Consider the following 20,942-nt stretch of genomic DNA (forward strand, 5'->3'; position numbering starts at 1 on the left):
CGGAGCTGATCAATGCCTACTTATAGTTTTCTCGATGTAAACGCCACCCTGGTGGGCGCCGGCGCGGTTATCGACCTTGGCGCAGGGTCTGCCAACGCCGAAGAGGGTATTTCTACCGCGATGGTGGACGACAAAAACACCATGCTCATTGGTGCTGATGGTGAGGGTATGCACTCATTGCACGCAGGCAAGTCCGGCACGGTCACGGTGCGCCTACTCAAGACATCGCCACAGAACGCCAAGCTGATGGCGCTTTATGACGCGCAGGGGCTCAGTTCTTCGCTATGGGGGATGAACGTCATCACCATCACCAACAGCGCGAGTGGCGATGCCATCGGGTGCCGCGGCTGCGCGTTCAAGAAGCGACCTGACCTGAACTACAAGAAGGACGGCGATATTGTTGAATGGGTCTTCGACTCGATCAAAATCGACGCGATCCTGGGGACCTACTGATGAGCGAGTTCGATTTAGGCGCCGATACCTACCGCATCAGCAAGTTGAATACCTTTCAGCAGTTCCACCTGTCGCGCAAGGTGGCACCGGTCATCCCGACGCTGATCCCGGTGTTCCTAAAGCTCAAAGGCTCCGCGAAAGCGTTGGCTGCTGCAGCTTCAGCAGACGACAACACGGAATCGGATGGGGCGCCACTCAGTGGCGATCTGGAGGGCCTTGCATCGCTGATGCAGCCCTTTGCTGACGGCATCGCCAACATGCCCGACGAAACTGCAGAGTTCATCCTTTCCACCTGCCTGGGCGTTGTTCAGCGCAAGCAGGGCACAGCCTGGTTCCCGGTGTGGAACGCCAGCCAGAAAGTCTGCATGTTCGATGACCTCGACCTGGGTGTGATGCTCAAGCTGTCCGTGCGTGTGATCACCGAGTCGCTGGGCCCTTTTTTACGCGGGATGCTTACCGGCCAGGGCACTCCCGTGGCCTGACGGTCGAACTTGAAAAGCTGCCCAACGGCGAGGATTGGCTGCTCATCCCGGTTCATGAGGGTATGTGCCTGTATGAGTCACTGCTGAACGGCACACTCGACCTTTCTGACATCGCAAAAATGAACGATTCACTGCTGATCCGCGCCGAAAACAGGGAGCGGATGCGCCAGGCCCTGGAGAATTAAATGGCTGATCAAGACGTCATCAAGGAGTTCTTGGTTGGCCTGGGCTTCAAGGTTGATCAGAAAGGTGCGAAGGATTTCAGCGCCGGCATCGACACTGCGACCAAGAGCGTCGTGCGCCTGGTGACTGTAATTGCCGGTGCGTCGCTGACAGTGGCGGCGGGGGTATCGGCGTTCGCCTCCAACCTTGAGGGGCTGTATTACGCCTCCCAGCGCGTGGGCTCTTCCGCTGAAAGCCTAAAATCCGCCGAGTATGCTGCCAGGGATCTGGGGGCATCGGCGGATGAAGCCCGTGGCTCCATAGAGGGCATGGCCAAGTTTCTGCGTGACAACCCTGGTGGTGAGGATTTCCTCAAGGGCATCGGGGTACAGACGCGGGACGCAAACGGCAATTTGCGTGACACCGCCGATCTGCTGGCCAACGTTGGGCAAAAACTGAAAGCCATGCCCTGGTACCAGGCAAACCAGTACGCCGGGGTGCTTGGCATTGATGAACGAACCCTGCGGGCGATCCAAGACGACAAGTTCGGCGCGAAGCTGGAGCAGAACCGCAAAAAACTTCGGGATAGCGGGCTGGACCAGGCCACCAAGGACGCCCATGCGTTCATGGAGACGCTGCGCGAAGTCGGGCTGCAGTTCGAAGTTTTTTCCGTTGAGGTTCAGTCGGCGCTCATGCGCAAGCTCGGCCCGGACCTGAAGCGTTTCGCGGAGTGGTTTCAACAGAACGGCCCAATGATCGCCGACCGTATTGCCGATATCGCTGTGAAGCTGATCGACTTCGCGGAGAAGTCCGGCCCATACCTTCAGAAAATATGGGACTTCTTCGTCAAGCTGGATGAGTCCACTGACGGGTGGAGTACGCGAATCATCGTGCTGCTGGGCTTGTTGAATGCGCTGGGCGCACTGTCGCTGGTAAGTGGCATCGCTCGCCTGGCTGGATCGTTCTTTACCTTGGGTGCTTCCATCGCCGGGCTGTCCGGCGCTGCTGCGATCCTGACGCCGCTCGCCGGCGCTACTGCGCTGCTGTACTCGCCAACGCTTAACGATGGTGAGGACGAGATAGTCCGGAAGATCAGGGAGCGGCAAGGGCTTTCGCCTGTTGAAGAGCAGACCCCCGACCAGGCAGCCAGGGAGCGGGCCCGGTCTGATGCCTGGCGCAAGAATCAGGACGTCGACAAGGACAAGTCCAACTTCGTTTCCGACTTTTTCGAGAACATGGGCTGGACCAAGGAGCAGGCCGCCGGTATCACCGCCAACCTGGCGGCAGAGAGCAACTTAGACCCGAAGGCGCGCGGCGACTGGGGGCGGGCTCGTGGCATTGCACAGTGGCACCGGGATCGGCAGGACAAGTTCGAAGAGTGGGCTGGATTCAACCTCATGGATGACCGGGCGGACCTGATCAAGCAGATGGAATTTGTTCAACACGAACTGACCGAGGGTGCTGAGCAGAAGGCGGGCAATCTGCTGAAGGCCACACAGAATGCCCAGGACGCCGGTGCCGTGGTCTCCAAGTACTACGAACGGCCCAGGGATACGGACCGTGAGGCAGCGGTGCGCGGTGAAATGGCCTCGCAGCTCATCCAGACGACCAACATCACGGTCAACGGGGCGACTGATCCTGCTGCAACCGCAAACGCTGTGGGCGGTGCACAGAGCCGGGTAAACCAGGAACTGACCCGCAATATGAATACGGCGGTGAACTGATATGCCCAACTTTGCAGGCTTCATCACCATCGACCCAAAGCGATCGATCGGCAGTATCGTGGCCCACGTCACCATGGAAGAGGTGGCCACGGACGAACTGCAGATCACGGAACACCCTGTTGAACTGGGCGCCAACGTAACTGACCACGCCTTCAAGAAGCCGGCCGACCTGGTGATCAGGTGTGGCTGGAGCAACGCAAGTCTTGGCGGCGTGCTCAATGGCGTCAAAGGCTTGGTATCGGCGCTGACAGGTGGCGATGCCTTCGGGTCCGACTACGTTTCAGGGGTCTATAACCAGCTGCTGGCCCTTCAGGAGTCGCGTATACCGTTCGACGTCTCAACCGGCAAGCGCCTCTACACCAACATGCTGATGCGCAGCTTGAGCCAGACCACGGACGAGAAGAGCGAATACACGCTGATGGTGACGGCCGTTTTCAAACAGGTCCTCATCGTTCAGACACAGGCCACAACCTTGCCGCCCAAGGATGACCAGGCACAGCCCGAATCAACTGCTGAAACCGCAGACGCGGGTACCAAGCAGGCGGTTGTGGGAGTTCCTGCGCCTGGCGGCTGGCAGCCACCAAACGGGTAAGCCCATGGCAAATTTTGAAATTCCGCTGAGTCCGGATCCGCAGACCTTCAGCATATCGCTGTCGGGCATTGATTACCGGCTCACGGTGCAATGGCGCAATGCGGATCAGGCTGGCTGGGTACTGGATATCGCCGACACCAGTGCGAACCCGATCATCCAGGGGATCCCTCTGGTGACCGGGGTCAACCTGTTGCAGCAGTACGCCTACCTTGGGTTCACCGGCGTGTTGTGGGTGCAGACCACAGCGGATCCCGATGCAGTGCCGACCTTCGACAATCTCGGGGTCGGCTCGCACCTTTACTGGTGGACTAGCGATTAGTCGTTCCCGTCGCGGATGAACGTGAATGGGTTGTTGTCCTTGCTTATGGAGCCCCCGCATTCGAAAACAACGCTAAAACTGCCGTTGGAACCTGAAAAGTGTGCTGTCCCAGCAGGTGGTGAAATTCTCGAGTAGTCGATCGAAAGAAAGAGCTTGCCGTCCTTGTTGTAGATGCGGTTAAGCCAGTACCGGATGATTTCATCAATGAAATCGCTAGGTTTTTTGTATCCCATTTCCTTGCCTCAATCCTTGTTGGTGACCCATGAGCGTACCCCAATACCTTCGTCAAATCAGCCTCAAGGTCGGCGATGCCGATGAGGCCCTTGATCTGTCAGACATGCGCATTCGATTCGTGGTGCGCCGTGGCGATATCAGCACACCCAACACCGCTGATATCCGGGTGTACAACCTCAGTGACGATACGATTAAGAAAATTCAAAGGGAGTTTGAGCGGGTCGTTCTCCAGGCTGGATATGCCGGTAACTACGGGACAATTTTCGATGGGACCATTAAGCAGGTCAGGCGTGGACGCGAAAGCCAGACGGACACCTACATCGATATAACTGCCGCCGATGGTGACAGCGCTTATAACTTTGGGGTCATGAACGTGACTCTTGCTGCAGGGTCGACCGCCCAAGATCACCTTGATCAGGCGCTGAAGTCCCTGGCATCTCGCGGTATCACCATGGGGGAAGCCCCGGAACTGTCTGCCGCCAAGCTGCCGCGCGGGAAGGTGTTCTACGGCATGACGCGAGACTTCCTCGATATTTTGGGGAAAACGCAGGACGTCAGCTGGAGCTTTCAGGATGGGAAGCTGACACTTATCCCGAACAACGCCTACCTTCCCGGCGAGGCCGTAGTTGTGACCTCTGCCACAGGGATGGTAGGGCTGCCGGAGCAAAACCAGAACGGAATAAATGTTAAGACGCTACTTAACCCAGGGATAAGAGTAGGGAAGCGGATAAAGCTGGACAATGCCAGCATCCAAAGACTGAGGCTTAACCCAGCGCCATTGGGGCAGGCATCTGTGGATTTAGCTCTTGTCCAGATCAGGACGGATTCGGACGGACTTTATAAGGTGCTTGTTGCCGACCACTATGGTGATAACCGCGGCAATGACTGGTACACCGAGACGATCTGCATTTCGGTTGATGCATCTGTTACAAATGGCTCAATGATAAAGGCCGGCACGGGCATTCCCGGTGTTATCGCTGCACCAGGTCCGGTGAAGCCATTCGGTTAATCTTGGCCTTTGTGGCACCACTGCCCTTTCTGGTAGGCGCGAGTGCAAGGCTCGTAGTTGGCTCTGTTGTAAATCGATTTTGTTACGGTCGCTGCTCCCGACTTGTCCACTTTGGCAGTGACGTATGCGTTCTCCGTGGCTTTTGAAACCAGGCCATTTTCGAATACCCGAACCACGCCCCCGCCAAGCGTCCTGCCCCAGCACGCCTTCATAGGTAACGCCACTCCGGTGGTGGTGTATTCGCGCATGTTCTTTGCCTCCGCAATAGGGAGCTTGCAAGGCCGATCCTCATAAAAGACCTCAATGGCGGATCGCGCATTGAATTGATCGCCCACGAACATGTGGTCGGCACCAGGATCAACAAGAACTGTTTCTGCAAAGGCGTTCGATGCGGAGGCAATAAGGATGACGGCTAGTATTTTTTTCAAGGTGACACCTCCATGAATGTGCTTGAACGGTTCGATGATCTTGTCGCAGCGCAGAAAGTCGCCCTCGGCGGGTGGCAGTCCAAGATACAGACTGCTATCCCCGGAATAATTCAGTCCTTCGACCCACAGTCTATGACCTGCACCGTACAGCCGGCAATCAATGGCCAGGTGCGGGATGAGACGGGCGCGTTGACTGGCGTTGAATTGCCGCTGCTCGTGGACTGCCCGGTGCAGTTCCCGGCCGGAGGCGGCTGCACGCTGACCTTTCCTGTGAAGGCCGGCGATGAGTGCCTGGTGGTGTTCTCGTCTCGCTGCATTGATGCCTGGTGGCAGTCGGGCGGCGTCCAGGTACAGCCCGAGTTGCGTATGCATGATCTGTCGGACGGGTTCGTCCTGCTGGGCTTTCGCTCTCAACCTCGGGTGATTAGCGGCATCAGCACCACTTCGGCGCAACTGCGTACAGACGACGGCGCCGCCTTCGTTGAAGTGAACTCAACCACTCACGCGATCAACGCCACGACTTCGGGGTCGGCTTCGGTCAGCGCCCAGGGTGGCATTACGCTCACTGCTCCGCTGGTGACCATCAATGGCGACGTGCAGGTGAACGGCAAGGTCACCACCAGCGGTGACGTGATGGCTGGAACCATCAGCCTGATGAACCACAAAACCAGCGGCGTGACACCTGGCAGCGGAACAAGCGGAGGACCTGTGCCATGAGATACCGAAAGCTCGACGCCAACGGCGATTACACATTCGGCAACCAGCAGGCGGACTTCCTTCGCGACTCTCCCGAGGCCGTGGCCCAGGCCGTGAATACGCGGCTCAAGCTCGATCAGGGCGAGTGGTTCCTCGACAAAACTGAGGGGATGCCATGGGGTACTGAAGTACTGGGTGAGCGCACCGCGGCGACCCGGGACTCTGCGGTGCAAAAGCGAATCCTCGGAACCCAAGGGATGGCCCAAATCGACAGCTACGAAAGTGTTGTTGATCCAGAAACCCGGAAATTCACACCGACTGCCGAAATCACAACGGTATACGGACAGACAACCATCACCGGGACACCATAAATGGCCTCTCCAACAGCAGCGGTTATCACGCCTACCGGTATCACTGCGCCTTCCTATGCGGAGGTCCTGGCTTACCTACAGTCGCAGTACAGATCAATTTACGGTGCGGACGTCTACCTTGAGCCCGACTCTCAGGATGGACAGTTTTTGGCGGTGCAGGCTCTGGCTATCAGCGATGCCAATGCCGCAACAATCGCCGCATACCTGTCGTTCTCACCGAGTACCGCGCAGAGTGCCGGTCTTTCTAACAACGTGAAGATCAACGGTATCGCCCGGGCTATCCCAACCAACTCACAGGTTGACCTGGTCATCATCGGGCAGGCGGGCACCGTCATCACCAGCGGCCTTGTCGAGGATCAAAACAGCAACAAATGGGCGTTACCGGCCTCAGTGACGATACCGCCCGCGGGAACCATCACGGTGACGGCAACCTGTACCGCACTCGGCGCCGTCTCCGCCGGCGTGGACCAGGTCAACAAAATCGTGACCTCCACCAGGGGCTGGCAAAGCGTCACCAACCCGGACATCGCAACAGTGGGCGCACCGGTCGAAACAGATCCAGCTCTACGCAGCCGGCAGAAGATATCGACAGCATTGCCATCCAGAACCGTGTTGGAAGGGACAATTGGCGCGGTGGCCAGTGTCTCCGGCGTAACGCGATATGTTGCTTACGACAATGACACCAGCGTCACCGACGCGAATGGCATCCCCGCGAACCACTTGGCAATGGTTGTCGAGGGCGGGGATATTTTTGCCATCGCATCAGCTATTGCTGCGAAAAAAGGGCCAGGCGGAGGAACGTACGGTACGACTTCGGCGACCGTGACGAACGTCTACGGCATGCCGATAACAATCAGTTTCTTCAGGCCCATCTATCAAGCAATCACGTCGGCTGCATCCATCAAGGCCTTGCCTGGCTATAACTCAACGATCGGCGAAGCGTTGAAAAAGGCGGTATCGGACTACGTAAACCAAGTGATGATCGGAGGTGGACCAAGCGGCACCGTTGAGTGGGCGGACGCTTTGACCGCTGCCAATAGCGTCCCAGGCAGTGGGACATTCAAGCTTACGGCTCTTTCGATATCAGGCCCTGGCGGCGCTGGAGCCCCCGACGTTCCACTGGCCTTCAACCAGGCCGCATCCTGCACGCCTGCGAGCGTCGTTCTCACGGTGACCTGACATGCCTGATATCACGGATTACACCGGCAAGATCACGAGCCAACACGCGGATAAGCCCAAGTTCATGGCGATGGTGCAAGTCATCGCTCAGTGTTTTCTTGATGCGAATTTGGCGTCCGCTGCACTGCATGCGGCCTTTGATCTGGATAGCGCGCTGGATGCGCAACTCGACAATGTTGGTGAGTGGGTAGGCATCACACGGAATGTCGACACACCGTTGACTAACGTCTATTTCGCCCTGGACACGGTCGGTCTTGGATTTGACCAGGGCGCATGGAAGGGCCCATTTGACCCAGATACCGGAATCACGGTGCTGGACAACGAAACGTACAGGACGTTGATCAGAGCCAAGATAGGCGCCAACAGGTGGGACGGCACCCTCGGGGAGTCAAAGGCCATTCTCGACCTGGTCTTCAACGGTGACACTTTCGTGTTCATCCAAGACAACCAGAACATGACGATAACGATCGGCGTTGTCGGTGATCAGCCCTCGGCGCTGGAGTTGGCGTTACTTACTGGCGGGCATATCCCAATCAAACCGCAAAGTGTCGATGTTGACTACTACATCGTGACTACGGGCGATGGCCCTCTGTTTGGGTTCGACGCAAAAAATCAATATGTCGCCGGCTTCGATGAAGGGAACTGGGGCACCGTATATTCATAAAATGAGGTTCATATGCCAACGAATGACTTCTTACCGTTCGGCTCTGCCGTGGGCGCGAATGTTATGTCCCAATCCGATTATGCCGCTCTCGATGCGCGTTCTGTGGGTTTTTCAGCAGGCACCGCAGTATCCAAACAGCTTAATAAGGCTTGGCGGCAATCGTCCGTAATGGCGGCTTCTTTAGCGCAGTTTATCGCCAACAGAAGTGGCAATGATGTGTTGGATAACGGCAACTTAACTACCATCCAAAACAATTTGGAACTAGCAGTAAAGGCAGCAGTGGCTGTATATGTCCCGTATGCCAGTCAAAGCGGAACGAATGACGGCACAGCCACTAACACAGTTGTATGCCCTGCAACTCTGGCCAGTTCCACAAGAATCCAAGCCCATACGGCATTCACCACAACCGGCACTGCCACTGCTCAAATTCTGACCCCGGCCCCGGGCATTGCTCTGTACGCAGCCAACCAACGTTTCTGCGTCAAGTTCAACGTTAATGCTGGCGCTGATCCCACTATAAACGTGTCGGGTTTGGGGCCAGTGTTCATCAAACAATACAACTCTCTTGGTGCCAAAGTCGCTGCGAAATTCACGGCCAACCAGATCGCCGATATTGTGTTCGACGGCACCGACTTTGTTATGATCGACCAATTGCCGTATGGCGATTTCGGCATGGGCCTGACAGACGGCGGTGCCGTCATCGCCAACGCCAATAACCTCACTGCCACGGGCGTGTATCGGGTCGGCCCTACTTGGGTTGGGTCCCCGTACTCGGGCACGGCCCCCGAAAACCAAGGCTCCATCTTTCACCGTAGTTGCTTTGATGACACGACATATGAACTCCAAATCTTTCAGAGCATGAATACTGATGATTTGCTGTTCCGCAAAAAGGCTTCTAACGTCTGGCAGCCTTGGAACACTGTAATCAGTTCCGCAAATATTCTAGGCAACCTGTATGGCATCGGTCAGACCGGCGGCGGCGTCGTAGTCACCGACGCTGATGTTCTAGTGCCTACCGGGGTATATACAGTCGGCCCATCGTGGACCGGATCGCCGTATTCTGGCGCCAACGGCTTGAACCAAGGGTCGGTGTTCCACCGTAGCAACTTCAGCGGCAACACTTATGCGACACAGATGTTCCAAGGGATGACATCTGATGACATCAAATTCCGCCGGAAGACGGCAGGGGCATGGCAGCCGTGGGTGACGGTATACCACACCGGAAACCTCGGCCCTGCTTTGGTGCCTACAGGTGCCGTGTCGTACATGGCCACCACCACCGTTCCGAACGGTTTCATCAAGCGCAATGGTGCCGCCGTATCCCGCACCACTTATGCGGCGCTGTTTGCAGTTATCGGCACCACTTTCGGCGCAGGCGACGGCTCTACGACGTTCAACGTTCCTGATGCCCGTGGCGAGTTTGACCGTGGCTGGGATGACTCTCGCGGCATTGACCCTGGTCGTGCGCTTGGTTCTTTTCAGGTCGATTCGTTCGCCAGCCACACTCACCCACAGGACAGCCGAACAGTGTTGGGTGTCACCGGCGCTGCTGCCCAACTGGGTGGCACCAACGGTATCAACGGCGGCACCACACAGGCTACTGGCGGAACTGAAACAAGGCCTCGTAACGTGGCCTATATGGCAGTCATTAAATATTAAGGCGGACCCCATGCAGATCTACAACTACAACCCCAATACCGGTGAATTCTTGTGCGTCGGGGAGGCGGATCCGGACCAGCTTGATGAAGGTAACTGGCTGATCCCTGCCTACGCCTGTACTGATGCCCCGCCAAAAACGGGAAAAAACAAAGTAGCTGTGCGCGACGGTGAAGAGTGGAAAGTCGCTGATGATTTTCGTGGCACCGTGTATTACACCGACAGCCCGGAGCCGCACACCATTGAAACCATCGGTGAGCTGGTCCCCGATGGAGCGACATCTACGCCGCCACCGCCTTCAGTCGAAGAGCTGACATTTCTGGCGTTCAACCGCCGTGACGGGCTTCTTACTACTGCTGCCATCCGTATCGACCCCCTGCAGGATGCGGTGGATGAGGAAGAGGCCACAGATGAGGACGTGGCCAGACTCAAGGCGTGGAAGCAATATCGCATTGCCCTGAATCGCATAGATCAACAGGCAGGCTTCCCGGCCACGATTGAGTGGCCTGTTACGCCAAGTTGATCTTTTTTGGAACGTCAGACGGCCGCCATTGAGCGGTATTTTTTTGCCTGGAGAAAAGCATGCCGATCACTGAGCAGCAATTGCTGCAGATCCTCCCGAACGCCGGCCGCCAAGCCGGCGTTTTCGTTCCCGTACTGAATACAGCCATGGCCAAGTACGGAATCGTCACTCGACTGCGAATCGCCGCCTTCATCGCCCAAGTCGGGCATGAGTCGGGGCAGTTCCGCTGGCTGAAAGAGTTGTGGGGCCCCACGCCGCAGCAGGCCGGCTACGAGGGGCGTACCGATCTGGGTAATACGGTGAATGGTGATGGCTTTAAGTATCGTGGCCGCGGCCTGATCCAGATCACCGGCCGGGCGAACTATGCGGCGTGCGGCGATGCGCTGGGACTGGACCTGGTAAACCAGCCAACCCTGCTGGAGCAACCGCAATACGCCGCGCTGTCGGCAGCCTGGTTCTGGTCCTCTCGTGGCCTGAACGCTCTAGCAGACCAGGGTGCATTCGTTACGATCACGCGCCGCATCAATGGTGGCTTGACCGGGCAGGACGACCGACAGGCGCTATACGACAAGGCGCTGGAGGTGCTGGCATGACGACGGTGCAAAAGTTAGCCGTGGTCCTGCTGGCCATGGCCGTGAGCTTCGGGGGCGCCTGGCAGGTGCAGGACTGGCGGATGGGAAAGCAGCTCGCCGAGCAGGCCGGCCTGCACAAGGATGATCTGGCAGCGATCACCAATGCCGCCGCCGCTCAGTCCCGCGCCGAGCAAAACAAGCGCTTGGCCACCGAGCAGCAGCTGGCCATCTCCGACCAACAACACACCAAGGAATTATCCGATGCCCAGCGCAACCAAGCTCAGCTGCGTGATCGCCTTGCTACTGCTGATGTGCGGCTGTCAGTCCTTCTCGACGCCACAGATCCAGCCAGTGGCTGCAACATGCCTGCCACCCCCGGCGCCGTCGGCGTGGTTCATGCAACCCGTAGAGCCCAACTTGACCCAGCGTATGCTCAACGAGTTATCGCCATCACCGACGCAGGCGACCAAGGATTGATCGCGCTGCGGGCGTGCCAGGGCTACATAAAATCTATTAGCCGGTAATCTGTACATATTGCGGGATGACTTGAATGGCTAGTTTGGTTATAGCGATAAGTCCGAGAGCGATTGGAAGCAGTAGTTCAATCACAATCCATCGGATGGATTGCGAGTTATTGAGCCGCGCAAGCCAGGTGTCAAAATTATTTATTGATTTAATTACTTGCGTATCAATAGGTGTCCTCGAAAAATCTTGAATTGATCTTATTCCGGAATCAATATTTTCGAAAATGCGGCGCGTTTCTGTTTCGTCAATATCCCTTTCCTGAAGTCTCAATTTAATGTCTTCAAGATCTGCGACGAAAGACTGTAATGGCTTTTGTCTATAGAAGAGCCATTTCATCATTGTAGCTTGCCTGGATTTCGGTCCAGGATCTTCCTCATAATCATGGTCCCATGTTCCAGGGTTCATCTTTACTTCTGTCAGGCGGAGCCTCCACTCAGTGAAGTAATCTGCTGAGCACCATATGAAATGTATCAGCCAATATGTGGTAAGTATAAGGAGTATAAGCTTTACGGTCTTATCATCTAGCCCAGTAATTTTAAAACCGCTGGTTGCAAAGTCTGAGCTGATTGAAACGCCTGCGAAAACCATCACCAGCGCTATCGCACTTATTGCGACGCTGTTTCTTCTTATTTTTTGTACGTAGTCAGTGAACTCTGGGATGTACGGGTCCGTCATTGATGCTTTAAGCTCGCGATCAAGTTGACTGGAACTTTTTGAGTTTCCACTAAAAAAAGTCAATTGAGTGTCACGTCCATGAATGATTGAATCTAGAGGACTTTTTCAATCAGGTCCTCGCCTTTGTTTTTCACGTTTCCTACATTCATACTAACTTTAAACCATTCAAAGATATCTGTGTCGTCCCCCTGTGCCAACAGCATTTGCTCGGCGCGCTCCTTGGGCGTGGCCGGGTCCAGCCATTCCCGGGCCAGGTCCGGCGTCAGCACCACCGGGCGCCGGTCGTGGATGTCCACCATTCCGCCGGCGCTGTCAGCGGTGATGATCACGAACCCGTCGTGCTCGCCCGGGCCTTCGTCGCTGTCGGGCAGTTGGCCAATGGCGGCGCACAGCACCGGCGAGCCATCCCGCCGGCGGATCAGGTAGGGCTGTTTCTTCGGCCCGCCTTCATCCACCCACTCAAACCAGTTATCGACGGGTGTGATTGCCCGGTGTGGCCAGATCGCGCGGAAGAACGGGCCGTGGGCCACCTTCTCTACGCGGGCATTGATCGGTGCAGCACGGTCCTTGGCCCAGTGCGGTCGCCATCCCCAGCGCACCAGGTCGGCGTGTAGCAGATCGCCCTGCAGGTGGAGCAGGGCGACTTGGGTGGACGGCGCCACGTTGTACCGCTCCAGGGGCAGCTCACCCACGGAGTTCGCCAAGGCATTGGGCATGCTCAGCGCTGCAACGAAGTCGTGAATGCCGCTGTACTGGGAAAGTCTTCCGCACATGGCCAAGCCCTCAATCTGAAATCTGAGCTTAGACGATGGTTTTCGGGCGGGACATCAAGTCGTTCAGCATCCCGCGCAGCCTCTCGACTTCGCGCACGTTGACTCTTTCTGATGTTTTGAGGGTGTCGATCTGCTTGCGCATGACTGCGGCTTCGGCGCCGCGCTGCCTTAGATATGCGGAGAATTCGTCTTTCTTTGCCTGCGCTTCAGCCAGCATCGCGATCAGGCCGAAGATGTCCGCCCTGGCCTTGCGCAGTTGCACGTTCAGTTCCTGGATCTCGTTCTCAAGGAGGCGGGCGTGCTGTTTGTGCATTTCGAGAGGCGTGGGGATGCCAAGCCACCCGCAGGTGTCTTCGTCGATGTTCATGGGGTGTGGTTCCGATTGCTGTATGCACATACAGTAATCGAGGTGCACTAATACGGTAGTCGTCCGCCGACGAACTGCACGGTTACCCGACGATCAGTCAGGCGACATGAGGACCGCCAGAGTCAACTTGATGAACTCCTCGTTCTCATCGATGGTGTGCAGCGCACCGCGCACGTTTTCAGCCACGTCGGCGGAACCACGCTGCTCGACCCAATTCGATAGCTCCATGATGGAAGCCTCAAGGGCCAGCTGGTTTTCGTAGAGCTTGGACAGAAGGGAGGGGAGTAGGTCTGAGTTGGGCATCGGCGTTCCTCTGGTGGAGTGAACAGCTTAGCAGCCGGGGTTATTTGGGAGTTTGTGTTCGGTCGGCAGGATGCCTGGCGCAGGGACTTTCGTGGCGAAAGCCTGTAGGGAGATTTGCGGGGATTCGTGAATCGTTGTCCAACATCGTTAGGCGTCGATTGCAGTGGGCGCCTACGTAAACAGCTGTTGTGTAAAGGTTTTCGGAACGTCCGCCAGCATGGGGTGCTAGGGGTCGAGTGTTCGAATCACTCCGTCCCGACCATATAATTTAAAAAGGCCGCGAGATTTATCTCGCGGCCTTTTTTATTTCCCTGCATTCCCAAAAAACACCAACGCCCGCACCTCGATACTCCTCCTTGGCGGTGCATCCACCGGCGTAGTCGGGTCATCAAACGCCGTATGTGCGCTGCGCCTTGCAACATCGCTACGCGAGTCATGGATCTTCAACAGCAGCACTTCATCCGGCCGCAGTTGCGGGTAGTAATACCAGCGATGTGCGGGATTGGCCTTGACCGAAAAAGTCTCGCCAACCTTGTCCCGATACACCAGGTCGCTGGGCAGCAAGTCGCTCTCGGCCATGCTTTGCGCATCGCACAGGGCGAGTGGGGTACTCAGGACCGGCGCACCAATCGGCCGCCAGACGTTAATAATCGCAAACCGTTCCAGCAGCCGCTGTTCAGCCTCATCCGCAGGCAAATGATCACGTACCCTGCGAATCGCCGAGCGCTCGGTCTGGTCGTTATGCACGTACCGCACCGGCTCACGCAGCCCGCGGTCCTCGCGTCCGTGCTCGTCTACCCGGATGGTGTGGTCGAAGATCACCACTTTCACCGCACCGGTCTGTTGCTTGAGCAAGGCTTCGGTTTCCGGATAGTAGTGTTCACGGACCTGATCATCGTTTTCCAGGTCAGGCACCGAGCTGGTGTGGTCGATTCTTTCGAAACCGTTGCGATCCAGATAAGCCGGTTCGTCGAGCAACCGGGCGTTGTGAATACTCACTTGGGTGGGGTCCAGCACGCCGTTGCGCTTGGGTGTGCCGTCTGGCTGCGGGAAGGTGTAGTTCACCGGTCGCTCGCCGGTGTCCAGCAGGTAGTTGAGTTCGCCGATGACCGATGGCGGGGCGAGATGAGTCTGATGAGTTCCCATGAACAATCCTCCAGGCGTGAGGCGGTTTTCAGAAGGGTTCCTTGAAGGGCCGCAGGTCCAGTTCCTGGGTCCAGGCGCTGCGCGGTTGGGTGTGCAGGTACCAATAGGCGTCGGCGATGTCTTCGAGTTTCAGCGCACCGTCTTCCCCCAGTCGCGCCAAGTAATCCGGGGCCCGGCTTTGCACGCGCTCACCGTCGATGGCGCCATCGATGACCACATGGGCGACGTGCACGTTTTGTGGCCCGAACTCGCGGGCAAATGACTGGCTCAGTGAGCGCAAGCCCGCCTTCGCGGCAGCAAAGGCGGCGAACGGTGGCTTGCCTCGCAATGAAGCGGTAGCCCCGGTGAACAACAGGCTGCCGCCACCACTGTCGAGCAGCAAGCGGGTGGCCTCGCGGGCAAACAGGAAGCCACCCAGGGTCGATGCCCGCCAGGTCTGCTCGAACAACTGCGCGCTCAACTCCAGGGTGGGCGCTGCGACGGAGTTGCCGACATTGAAGATCGCGGCCTTGAGGGGGCCCAACTGGCTGATCTGCTGGCTGGCGGCGATCACCTCGGACTCGATTCCCGAGTCCGCCACGATAGCCACCGCTTCCCCGCCGAGCGCACGGATGCCCTCGACCACGGCCTGCAACTTGTCCGGGCTCCTGCCGCTGACAGCCACCTGCAAACCCTCCCGCGCGAAGCGTCGCGCCAGCGCCGCTCCCAGGCCGGCCACGGCACCCACACCGGCAATCCACACCACAGGCTCGGATCGAGACTCAGACATTAGCCACTTCCTCAATGAGATACGTGGCTAACAATTTACCCATCGCCGGGCGTGAGGAATAAGAACATCGACAGCTAAGGTTATGCGCTGACTCAATAGCGCATTTCCACCGCCACATAAGCCCCAATCCCATCCCCCGGATACAACGACGCCGTATCCTGCCCCTTCGCGTCATACAACGGCTGCACCGCCGTCACGTATTTCTGATTGGTCAGGTTCTTCAAATCCAGCGACACCTTCCAGTCCTTGCTCGGCGTTTCATACCCCACGTTCGCCCCGAAGATTGTGTAGGAGGGCGCATAGAAGCTGTTCGCATAATCCACCGCCGTACGCGAAGCCGATTGCACATTCACCCCGGTATAGAAGCCCGCCGGGTGCTGATACTGCACTTCGCCCTGATAGATATGCTTCGGAATCCCCGGCAGTTGGTTGTCGCCGAAGGTCGGGTCGTGCCGGTAGTAGAAGTCGTTATAGGTGTACACCTGGCGCAGGGTGATTTTTTCACCCGAGGTGTTTTCCCACAGGCGTGTATTCAAGCCGGCCTCGATCCCTTGGTGGATCGTCGGCGTGGCGTTGAATGCACCGGTGACCGCAGCAGCCGTGGAGGTGGCCGGGATGATCTGCACGTTGAGCAATTCATTTTTCACCCACGAGCGGTAGAGCGCCAGGCTGCCGTCGAAGATGCCCGACGAACCCTTGATCCCGACTTCCACGGTATTGGCTTTCTGTTCCACCAGCGGCCGTACGTACGGCGTGGTCGGCCCGGAGCCGGAGTATTCCCACGACGCCGGTGGGTCGACGGAGCGGCTGACGTTGGCAAACACTTGCAGTTGTGGGTTGAACTCGTAACGCACGCCCACTCGCGGTGCCAGGCTCCAGTTGTCGTAGGTCACATCGCTCGGGTAGGTGGTGGTGTTGGCCACCAGGGCTTCCTTGACGTCGGCATGGCGGCGCACGTTGATCGCCGAGACGCCACTGGTCAGCCACAGGCCGTCCACCAGTTCCAGGTCGTTGCCCACGGAGAACACGTGATCAAACGAGGAGCTGTAGTCGACGAACTTGCGCGTCTGTTTGTTGGCGAAGGTGGAGTCGACCTGGCCCTTGAGGTGTTCGGTGGAGGTGAAGGCCAGGCTGGAGCGGCTTTCGTGGCCGAACAGGGTGTCGCGGCGGTCGTAGTTGATCACCGCGCTCAGGTCATGCCAGTCCCAGTAGCTGGGGTTGCTCGGGCTGTTCGGGCTGTTGTTGTGGGCGTACTGGTAGTAGACGAAACCTACCGACAGGGTGGCGTCGTCCTCAAAGGTGTAGGTGGTCTTGCTGCCCAGCCATACGCTGCCGGGGCGACGGCTGCCGGCGCCGCTGCTTTCGGCGGTGGCACTGGCACGGTCGGAATGGTGCTTGACCGCATCCAGAGTGGTAGCGCTCGGGTCGTTGTGGAACTCGTCGCGGTAACGCAGCATCACCCGGGTTTCGAGTTGCGGGCTGAAGCGGTAGCCAAAGTTCGCCACCACGCCCTGGCTTTTCGACAGGCTGTAATCGCGGTAGCCATCGCTGCGGTAGTTGTCGGCATTCAGGTAGTAATCGAACGCTCCCTCGACGCCGCCGACGCTCAGGCTTTGCTTGTTGTAGCCGTAGCTCCCGGTTTCCGCCCGCACCCGCAGGCCGGGTGCGGTGTAGCCGGTCTGGTTGACGAAGTTGATGGCGCCGCCAAGACTCAGTGCGCCGTACTGGAAGGCGTTGGCCCCCCGCAGGATTTCGGTGTAGTTCACCCCCGAGCCGTTGAGGAATTCGTAGGGTGTGCCGCCCGGGCCGGTGATCGGCAGGCCGTCGAACAGGAACTTGATGCCCTCACGGAAATACCCCGGCGAGGTGTTGGCGCCCGAGCCACGAATGGAGATCTTGGCCGCGTCGTTGCCGCCGGTGGACTGCACGAACACGCCCGGCTGATAGGCGAGGGTGTCCTGCAAGGTGGCGGTGCGTCCCTTGGCCACTTGTTCGCTGTCGACCACGCTGGTGCCGCCTGGCACTTCGGACAGCTGACTTTTGGCTGCCTCAACGGGCGTGATTTTTTGTGCCTCTACTGTCACCGTCTTTAGCCGTGTTCCGGTCGTCGGTGTGACCTCATCATCTGCCTGCACACTGGCGGAAAAAACCAGGGCTGAGCCCAGCCCCACCATCGCCAACCAAGTTGCTTGCCGCACGGCAAGTGTCAACTTTTGCAACTCTCCCCGAAAGATTGGATCCATTAAGCGTGTTCCTTGTGAATAGATAAAAGAGCCCCAGCTTTCTATTCGAATAGTCATGCCTGTTTCGCTCTGAGCAGTTTCTATGCCAAGACTATTGGCCAAGGAATACGGGCGCTTAGTTAAGGTTAAGTGTTCTGCGGGATACTTTGTTTTGAGTCGGTGTTTGATTCTCAACAGTCAACTTTAATGGCTGGGATTGCCGCAGCTGTCGCGAACGCAACAGTTGATAAGCAGTGTGTAAGGCTACCAACAATCCCGGGGTGTATAACGGATATAACCATATAAGTGTTTGGCAGTGTTCGCCCCGTTTTACAAGGGTTTTGCGCCGGTTTCGTGGTCAATATGGCGTTTCTTGAAGACTGGCATGCTCACTGCATTACACCCCGTAATTGCAAACTTTCAGTGTTCATCGAGTTCCTCTAAGGAAGTGTCATTGACAACCATCCTGAAACTTTCGGCGGTTATTTCACTGTGCCTGGCAGTCAATGCCTGCTCACCGGCTGCGGCACCGAAACATGAAACGTCTGCGGCTGATGGCACGGTCACCAACGGTGTAGTGACTTATTCGGCGACGGACTTTCATGAGTCGTCACCGGGGCGCAGTGGCGGAACTTTGCGCGTCTCAGCCGCCTCCGACGCCGGCAGTTTCGATGTTCACGCACTGTCTAACGGCAACATCCAGTGGATGGGCCGGATTCTCTTCGATTGCCTGGTGTACCAGGACGAGCAGGGCAATATCAGCCCGTGGCTGGCTCGCTCCTGGGACATCTCCGACGACGGCAAGACCTACACCTTTCACCTGCGCGACGACGTGACCTTCAGCGACGGCGAGAAATTCAATGCCCAGGCGCTGCAAACCAACCTGGACCACATGCGCGACCCGGCGACCAAGTCCCCACTGGCCGCGGCCTATATCGCGCCGTACCTGGATGGCAAGGTCATCGACGACTACACCTTCGAAGCCCATTTGCGCGAACCCTATACGCCTTTCCTGGATGTGCTGGCGCAGTCCTGGCTGAGCATGATCTCCCCCAGGCAGATTCGCGAGGCGCCGAAGACCATCGCCGAGCACCCCATCGGCAGCGGCCCGTTTACGTTGCAGAGCTACACCCGTGACCAGGGCGCGGTGTTCATCAAGCGCCCCGGCTATAACTGGGCGCCACCGGTGACGCGCCACGCGGGCGAGGCCTACCTGGACCGTATCGAACTGAGCTACGTCCCCGAAGCCATGATCCGCTTCACGGCGCTAGAGTCCGGCCAGTCGGATTTCGCGCTTGATGCACCGGCCCAGAATGCCGCCGCCATCCGCGCCAACCCCGACCTGGTGATGCGCAGCCGGATTCGCAAGGGCAACCCGAGCCGTGGCATCGTGTTCAACGTCGAGCAGGCGCCATTCGACGACGTGCGAGTACGTCGCGCCGTGGCCAAAGCCGTCGACCGCGAAGGATTGGCGTGGATTTCCGGCTTCGGCGAATACATCGCCAAAGCCGATTTCCTGGCGGCGAATACCCGGTTTTATCAACCCAACAAAGAGGCCCTGGCCTACGACGTCAAGGCGGCCAATACCTTGCTCGATGATGCCGGTTGGACAGGGCGCGACGCCCAGGGCTATCGGACCAAGGCCGGGCAGCGCCTGAAGGCGACCTTGTTGGCCTATAGCAGCCCGGCCTTTCCCGGCAGCGTTTCGGTGGCCATCCAGGCCGACCTGAAAAAAGTCGGCTTTGAGATGACCGTCGAGATGCTGCCGCTGACCCGGGTGATCGAGAGGCGCTATGCCGGTAAGTTCCAGGCGATGGCGGACGGTTACTGGCACACCAACACACCCGACGGCATGTTCGTGCTTTATCACAGCGAGTCCATCAGCACCGATAAAAGGATCGGCCAGAACGTTGGACGCTTCCGTGATGCCGAACTGGATCGCGTGCTCAGCGCCGCTCGCCAATCCCGCGATCCGGTTGAGTTGCAGGCGCTCTATGGCGAGGCACAAAAGCGCCTGACCGAAACCGTGCCGTCGGTGCCTTCGGTGGAAGCCCAGGTACTCACCGCCTATGGTCGACAAGTCCAGGGCGTGATTTTCGATACCTCCCACAACGTACCGTTCTTCACCAGCATCTGGCTGGACCGGGGGCAACCATGAGCCTGTTCAAATCCATCGCCTGGCGCCTGCTGGCGGGCATTGGCGTGCTGTGGGGCGCGGCGACGCTGACGTTCCTCGCGGTCAATTTCAGCGGCGGTGACACGGCGCTGGCAATCCTCGGCGGGCCGGATTCGATGCCCACCCCGGAGCTGCTGGCCCGGGTACGTGCCGAGTACGGCCTGGACCAACCCCTCATCGTGCAATACGGCAATTACCTGGTGCGCCTGGCCCATGGCGACCTGGGCGAGTCCTATCGCTTGCGCATCCCGGTGCAGCAGGCGATTGCCGAGCAGATCGGTGCAACCATTCAACTGTCCCTGAGCGCGGCGTTGCTGGCGGTGGTATTGGCCCTGGTGTGCGCGATCCTCACCGCCAACCGTTCGCGTTGGGTGCGTTCAGCCGTTTCAGGCAGCGAGCTGGTGCTGTCTTCAGCACCTTCGTTTGTGATCGGGATGCTGTTGTTGCTGGTGTTTTCGTTTCATTGGCACTGGTTGCCGCCCTCCGGTTCCGTTGGCTGGCGCTCATTGATCCTGCCCTCGATCGCGCTGTCGTTGCCGGTGGCGGCAGTGCTGACCCAGCTGTTGCGCCAGTCCCTGGAAGACACCCTCGAACAACCCTTTATTGCCATGGCCCGTGCCCGTGGCTTGTCCGAAACCGCTGTGCGCCTGCGTCATGCCTTGCGCCATGCGCTGGTGCCGTTGGTGACCCTGGCCGGGTTCGTGTTCGCCAGCCTGCTGGGCGGCGCGGTGGTGGTGGAGTTGCTGTTTGCACGCCAGGGCATCGGGCGCTTGATGCTCGATGCCACCAGCAACAAAGATGTGCCGGTGGTGCTGGGCGTGACCTTGCTGGCCGCCACCGTCTATGTGCTGGTGAACCTGGCCGTCGATTTGATCAACCGCTGGATTGACCCTCGGGCCAACCAAGCGTGAGTGCCTTTGAA

At 58.1% G+C, this 20,942-nt stretch carries 25 protein-coding genes; 17 read left to right on the top strand and 8 right to left on the bottom strand.

Annotated features, from left to right (window positions below; all coding sequences use genetic code 11):
- The first annotated feature begins 12 nt into the window (after window positions 1-12).
- The 7 genes from C0058_RS11175 to C0058_RS11205 all read left to right on the top strand — a co-directional run bounded on the left by C0058_RS11175 (window position 13) and on the right by C0058_RS11205 (window position 4,975).
- A complete protein-coding gene (locus C0058_RS11175) occupies window positions 13-453 on the top strand; it encodes a phage protein (protein ID WP_102368574.1) in 441 nt (146 codons plus the stop codon).
- A complete protein-coding gene (locus C0058_RS11180) occupies window positions 453-935 on the top strand; it encodes a phage tail assembly chaperone (RefSeq protein ID WP_102368575.1) in 483 nt (160 codons plus the stop codon). The genes C0058_RS11175 and C0058_RS11180 overlap by 1 nt, the downstream gene beginning before the upstream one ends.
- A gap of 62 nt (window positions 936-997) precedes the next feature.
- Window positions 998-1,120: a hypothetical protein gene (locus tag C0058_RS33220; protein ID WP_371857016.1), complete on the top strand. Its 123-nt coding sequence runs from the start codon at window positions 998-1,000 to the stop codon at window positions 1,118-1,120.
- On the top strand, window positions 1,121-2,821 hold the full coding sequence (locus C0058_RS11185; RefSeq protein WP_102368576.1) for a phage tail tip lysozyme: 1,701 nt from the start codon (window positions 1,121-1,123) through the stop codon (window positions 2,819-2,821).
- Between the two features lies 1 nt (window position 2,822).
- Window positions 2,823-3,413: a phage baseplate protein gene (locus C0058_RS11190; protein WP_102368577.1), complete on the top strand. Its 591-nt coding sequence runs from the start codon at window positions 2,823-2,825 to the stop codon at window positions 3,411-3,413.
- A 4-nt stretch (window positions 3,414-3,417) separates the two neighbouring features.
- Window positions 3,418-3,732 (top strand): hypothetical protein, encoded by a 315-nt coding sequence (locus tag C0058_RS11195; protein WP_102368578.1) that lies wholly within the window; start codon window positions 3,418-3,420, stop codon window positions 3,730-3,732.
- Between the two features lie 262 nt (window positions 3,733-3,994).
- Window positions 3,995-4,975 (top strand): hypothetical protein, encoded by a 981-nt coding sequence (locus tag C0058_RS11205; protein WP_102368580.1) that lies wholly within the window; start codon window positions 3,995-3,997, stop codon window positions 4,973-4,975.
- On the opposite strand, the gene C0058_RS11210 is transcribed toward C0058_RS11205, so the two are convergent.
- On the bottom strand, window positions 4,972-5,403 hold the full coding sequence (locus C0058_RS11210) for a hypothetical protein (RefSeq protein ID WP_102368581.1): 432 nt from the start codon (window positions 5,401-5,403) through the stop codon (window positions 4,972-4,974). The genes C0058_RS11205 and C0058_RS11210 overlap by 4 nt on opposite strands.
- 12 nt (window positions 5,404-5,415) lie before the next feature.
- Here C0058_RS11210 and C0058_RS11215 point away from each other — a divergent pair, with 12 nt between their 5' ends.
- The 8 genes from C0058_RS11215 to C0058_RS11250 are packed head-to-tail and all read left to right on the top strand — an operon-like array spanning window position 5,416 to window position 11,588.
- On the top strand, window positions 5,416-6,120 hold the full coding sequence (locus C0058_RS11215) for a Gp138 family membrane-puncturing spike protein (protein ID WP_158660281.1): 705 nt from the start codon (window positions 5,416-5,418) through the stop codon (window positions 6,118-6,120).
- Window positions 6,117-6,470, top strand: a complete 354-nt coding sequence (locus C0058_RS11220; RefSeq protein ID WP_102368583.1) for a hypothetical protein — start codon at window positions 6,117-6,119, stop codon at window positions 6,468-6,470. The genes C0058_RS11215 and C0058_RS11220 overlap by 4 nt, the downstream gene beginning before the upstream one ends.
- Complete coding sequence (locus C0058_RS11225) at window positions 6,471-7,649, top strand: baseplate J/gp47 family protein (protein ID WP_102368584.1); 1,179 nt, start codon at window positions 6,471-6,473, stop codon at window positions 7,647-7,649. It begins immediately after the preceding gene.
- 1 nt (window position 7,650) lies between these two features.
- The gene (locus C0058_RS11230; protein ID WP_102368585.1) at window positions 7,651-8,313 is read left to right on the top strand and encodes a DUF2612 domain-containing protein; all 663 of its coding nucleotides are present in this window, start codon (window positions 7,651-7,653) and stop codon (window positions 8,311-8,313) included.
- Between the two features lie 12 nt (window positions 8,314-8,325).
- Entirely contained in the window at window positions 8,326-9,972 is a 1,647-nt protein-coding gene (locus C0058_RS32950; RefSeq protein WP_218274257.1) for a phage tail protein, read from the top strand.
- Between the two features lie 10 nt (window positions 9,973-9,982).
- A complete protein-coding gene (locus C0058_RS11240) occupies window positions 9,983-10,492 on the top strand; it encodes a tail fiber assembly protein (RefSeq protein WP_102368586.1) in 510 nt (169 codons plus the stop codon).
- 59 nt (window positions 10,493-10,551) lie between these two features.
- Entirely contained in the window at window positions 10,552-11,085 is a 534-nt protein-coding gene (locus C0058_RS11245; RefSeq protein WP_102368587.1) for a glycoside hydrolase family 19 protein, read from the top strand.
- A complete protein-coding gene (locus C0058_RS11250) occupies window positions 11,082-11,588 on the top strand; it encodes a lysis system i-spanin subunit Rz (protein ID WP_102368588.1) in 507 nt (168 codons plus the stop codon). The genes C0058_RS11245 and C0058_RS11250 overlap by 4 nt, the downstream gene beginning before the upstream one ends.
- Here C0058_RS11250 and C0058_RS11255 read toward each other — a convergent pair.
- The 7 genes from C0058_RS11255 to C0058_RS11285 all read right to left on the bottom strand — a co-directional run bounded on the left by C0058_RS11255 (window position 11,578) and on the right by C0058_RS11285 (window position 17,865).
- Window positions 11,578-12,327, bottom strand: a complete 750-nt coding sequence (locus C0058_RS11255) for a hypothetical protein (protein ID WP_158660282.1) — start codon at window positions 12,325-12,327, stop codon at window positions 11,578-11,580. The two genes, C0058_RS11250 and C0058_RS11255, sit on opposite strands and share 11 nt — an antisense overlap.
- A 29-nt stretch (window positions 12,328-12,356) precedes the next feature.
- Entirely contained in the window at window positions 12,357-13,037 is a 681-nt protein-coding gene (locus C0058_RS11260) for an SOS response-associated peptidase (RefSeq protein ID WP_102368590.1), read from the bottom strand.
- 28 nt (window positions 13,038-13,065) lie between these two features.
- Entirely contained in the window at window positions 13,066-13,404 is a 339-nt protein-coding gene (locus C0058_RS11265) for a hypothetical protein (protein WP_102368591.1), read from the bottom strand.
- Between the two features lie 93 nt (window positions 13,405-13,497).
- Window positions 13,498-13,707: a hypothetical protein gene (locus C0058_RS11270; RefSeq protein ID WP_102368592.1), complete on the bottom strand. Its 210-nt coding sequence runs from the start codon at window positions 13,705-13,707 to the stop codon at window positions 13,498-13,500.
- A 303-nt stretch (window positions 13,708-14,010) separates the two neighbouring features.
- On the bottom strand, window positions 14,011-14,853 hold the full coding sequence (locus C0058_RS11275) for a CmcJ/NvfI family oxidoreductase (protein WP_102368593.1): 843 nt from the start codon (window positions 14,851-14,853) through the stop codon (window positions 14,011-14,013).
- A gap of 28 nt (window positions 14,854-14,881) precedes the next feature.
- Window positions 14,882-15,622 (bottom strand): SDR family NAD(P)-dependent oxidoreductase, encoded by a 741-nt coding sequence (locus C0058_RS11280; protein ID WP_087694254.1) that lies wholly within the window; start codon window positions 15,620-15,622, stop codon window positions 14,882-14,884.
- Between the two features lie 92 nt (window positions 15,623-15,714).
- Window positions 15,715-17,865, bottom strand: a complete 2,151-nt coding sequence (locus C0058_RS11285; RefSeq protein WP_008431769.1) for a TonB-dependent receptor — start codon at window positions 17,863-17,865, stop codon at window positions 15,715-15,717.
- 433 nt (window positions 17,866-18,298) lie between these two features.
- On the opposite strand from C0058_RS11285, the gene C0058_RS11290 reads away from it, so the two are divergent.
- Window positions 18,299-20,002 carry an ABC transporter substrate-binding protein gene (locus C0058_RS11290; RefSeq protein ID WP_087694255.1) on the top strand — a complete coding sequence of 568 codons (1,704 nt, stop codon included), beginning with the start codon at window positions 18,299-18,301 and terminating at the stop codon, window positions 20,000-20,002.
- The gene (locus tag C0058_RS11295) at window positions 19,999-20,931 is read left to right on the top strand and encodes an ABC transporter permease (RefSeq protein ID WP_087694256.1); all 933 of its coding nucleotides are present in this window, start codon (window positions 19,999-20,001) and stop codon (window positions 20,929-20,931) included. The genes C0058_RS11290 and C0058_RS11295 overlap by 4 nt, the downstream gene beginning before the upstream one ends.
- Window positions 20,932-20,942: the final 11 nt, after the last annotated feature.

Source organism: Pseudomonas sp. NC02, assembly GCF_002874965.1.
In the GTDB taxonomy this organism is placed as follows: domain Bacteria; phylum Pseudomonadota; class Gammaproteobacteria; order Pseudomonadales; family Pseudomonadaceae; genus Aquipseudomonas.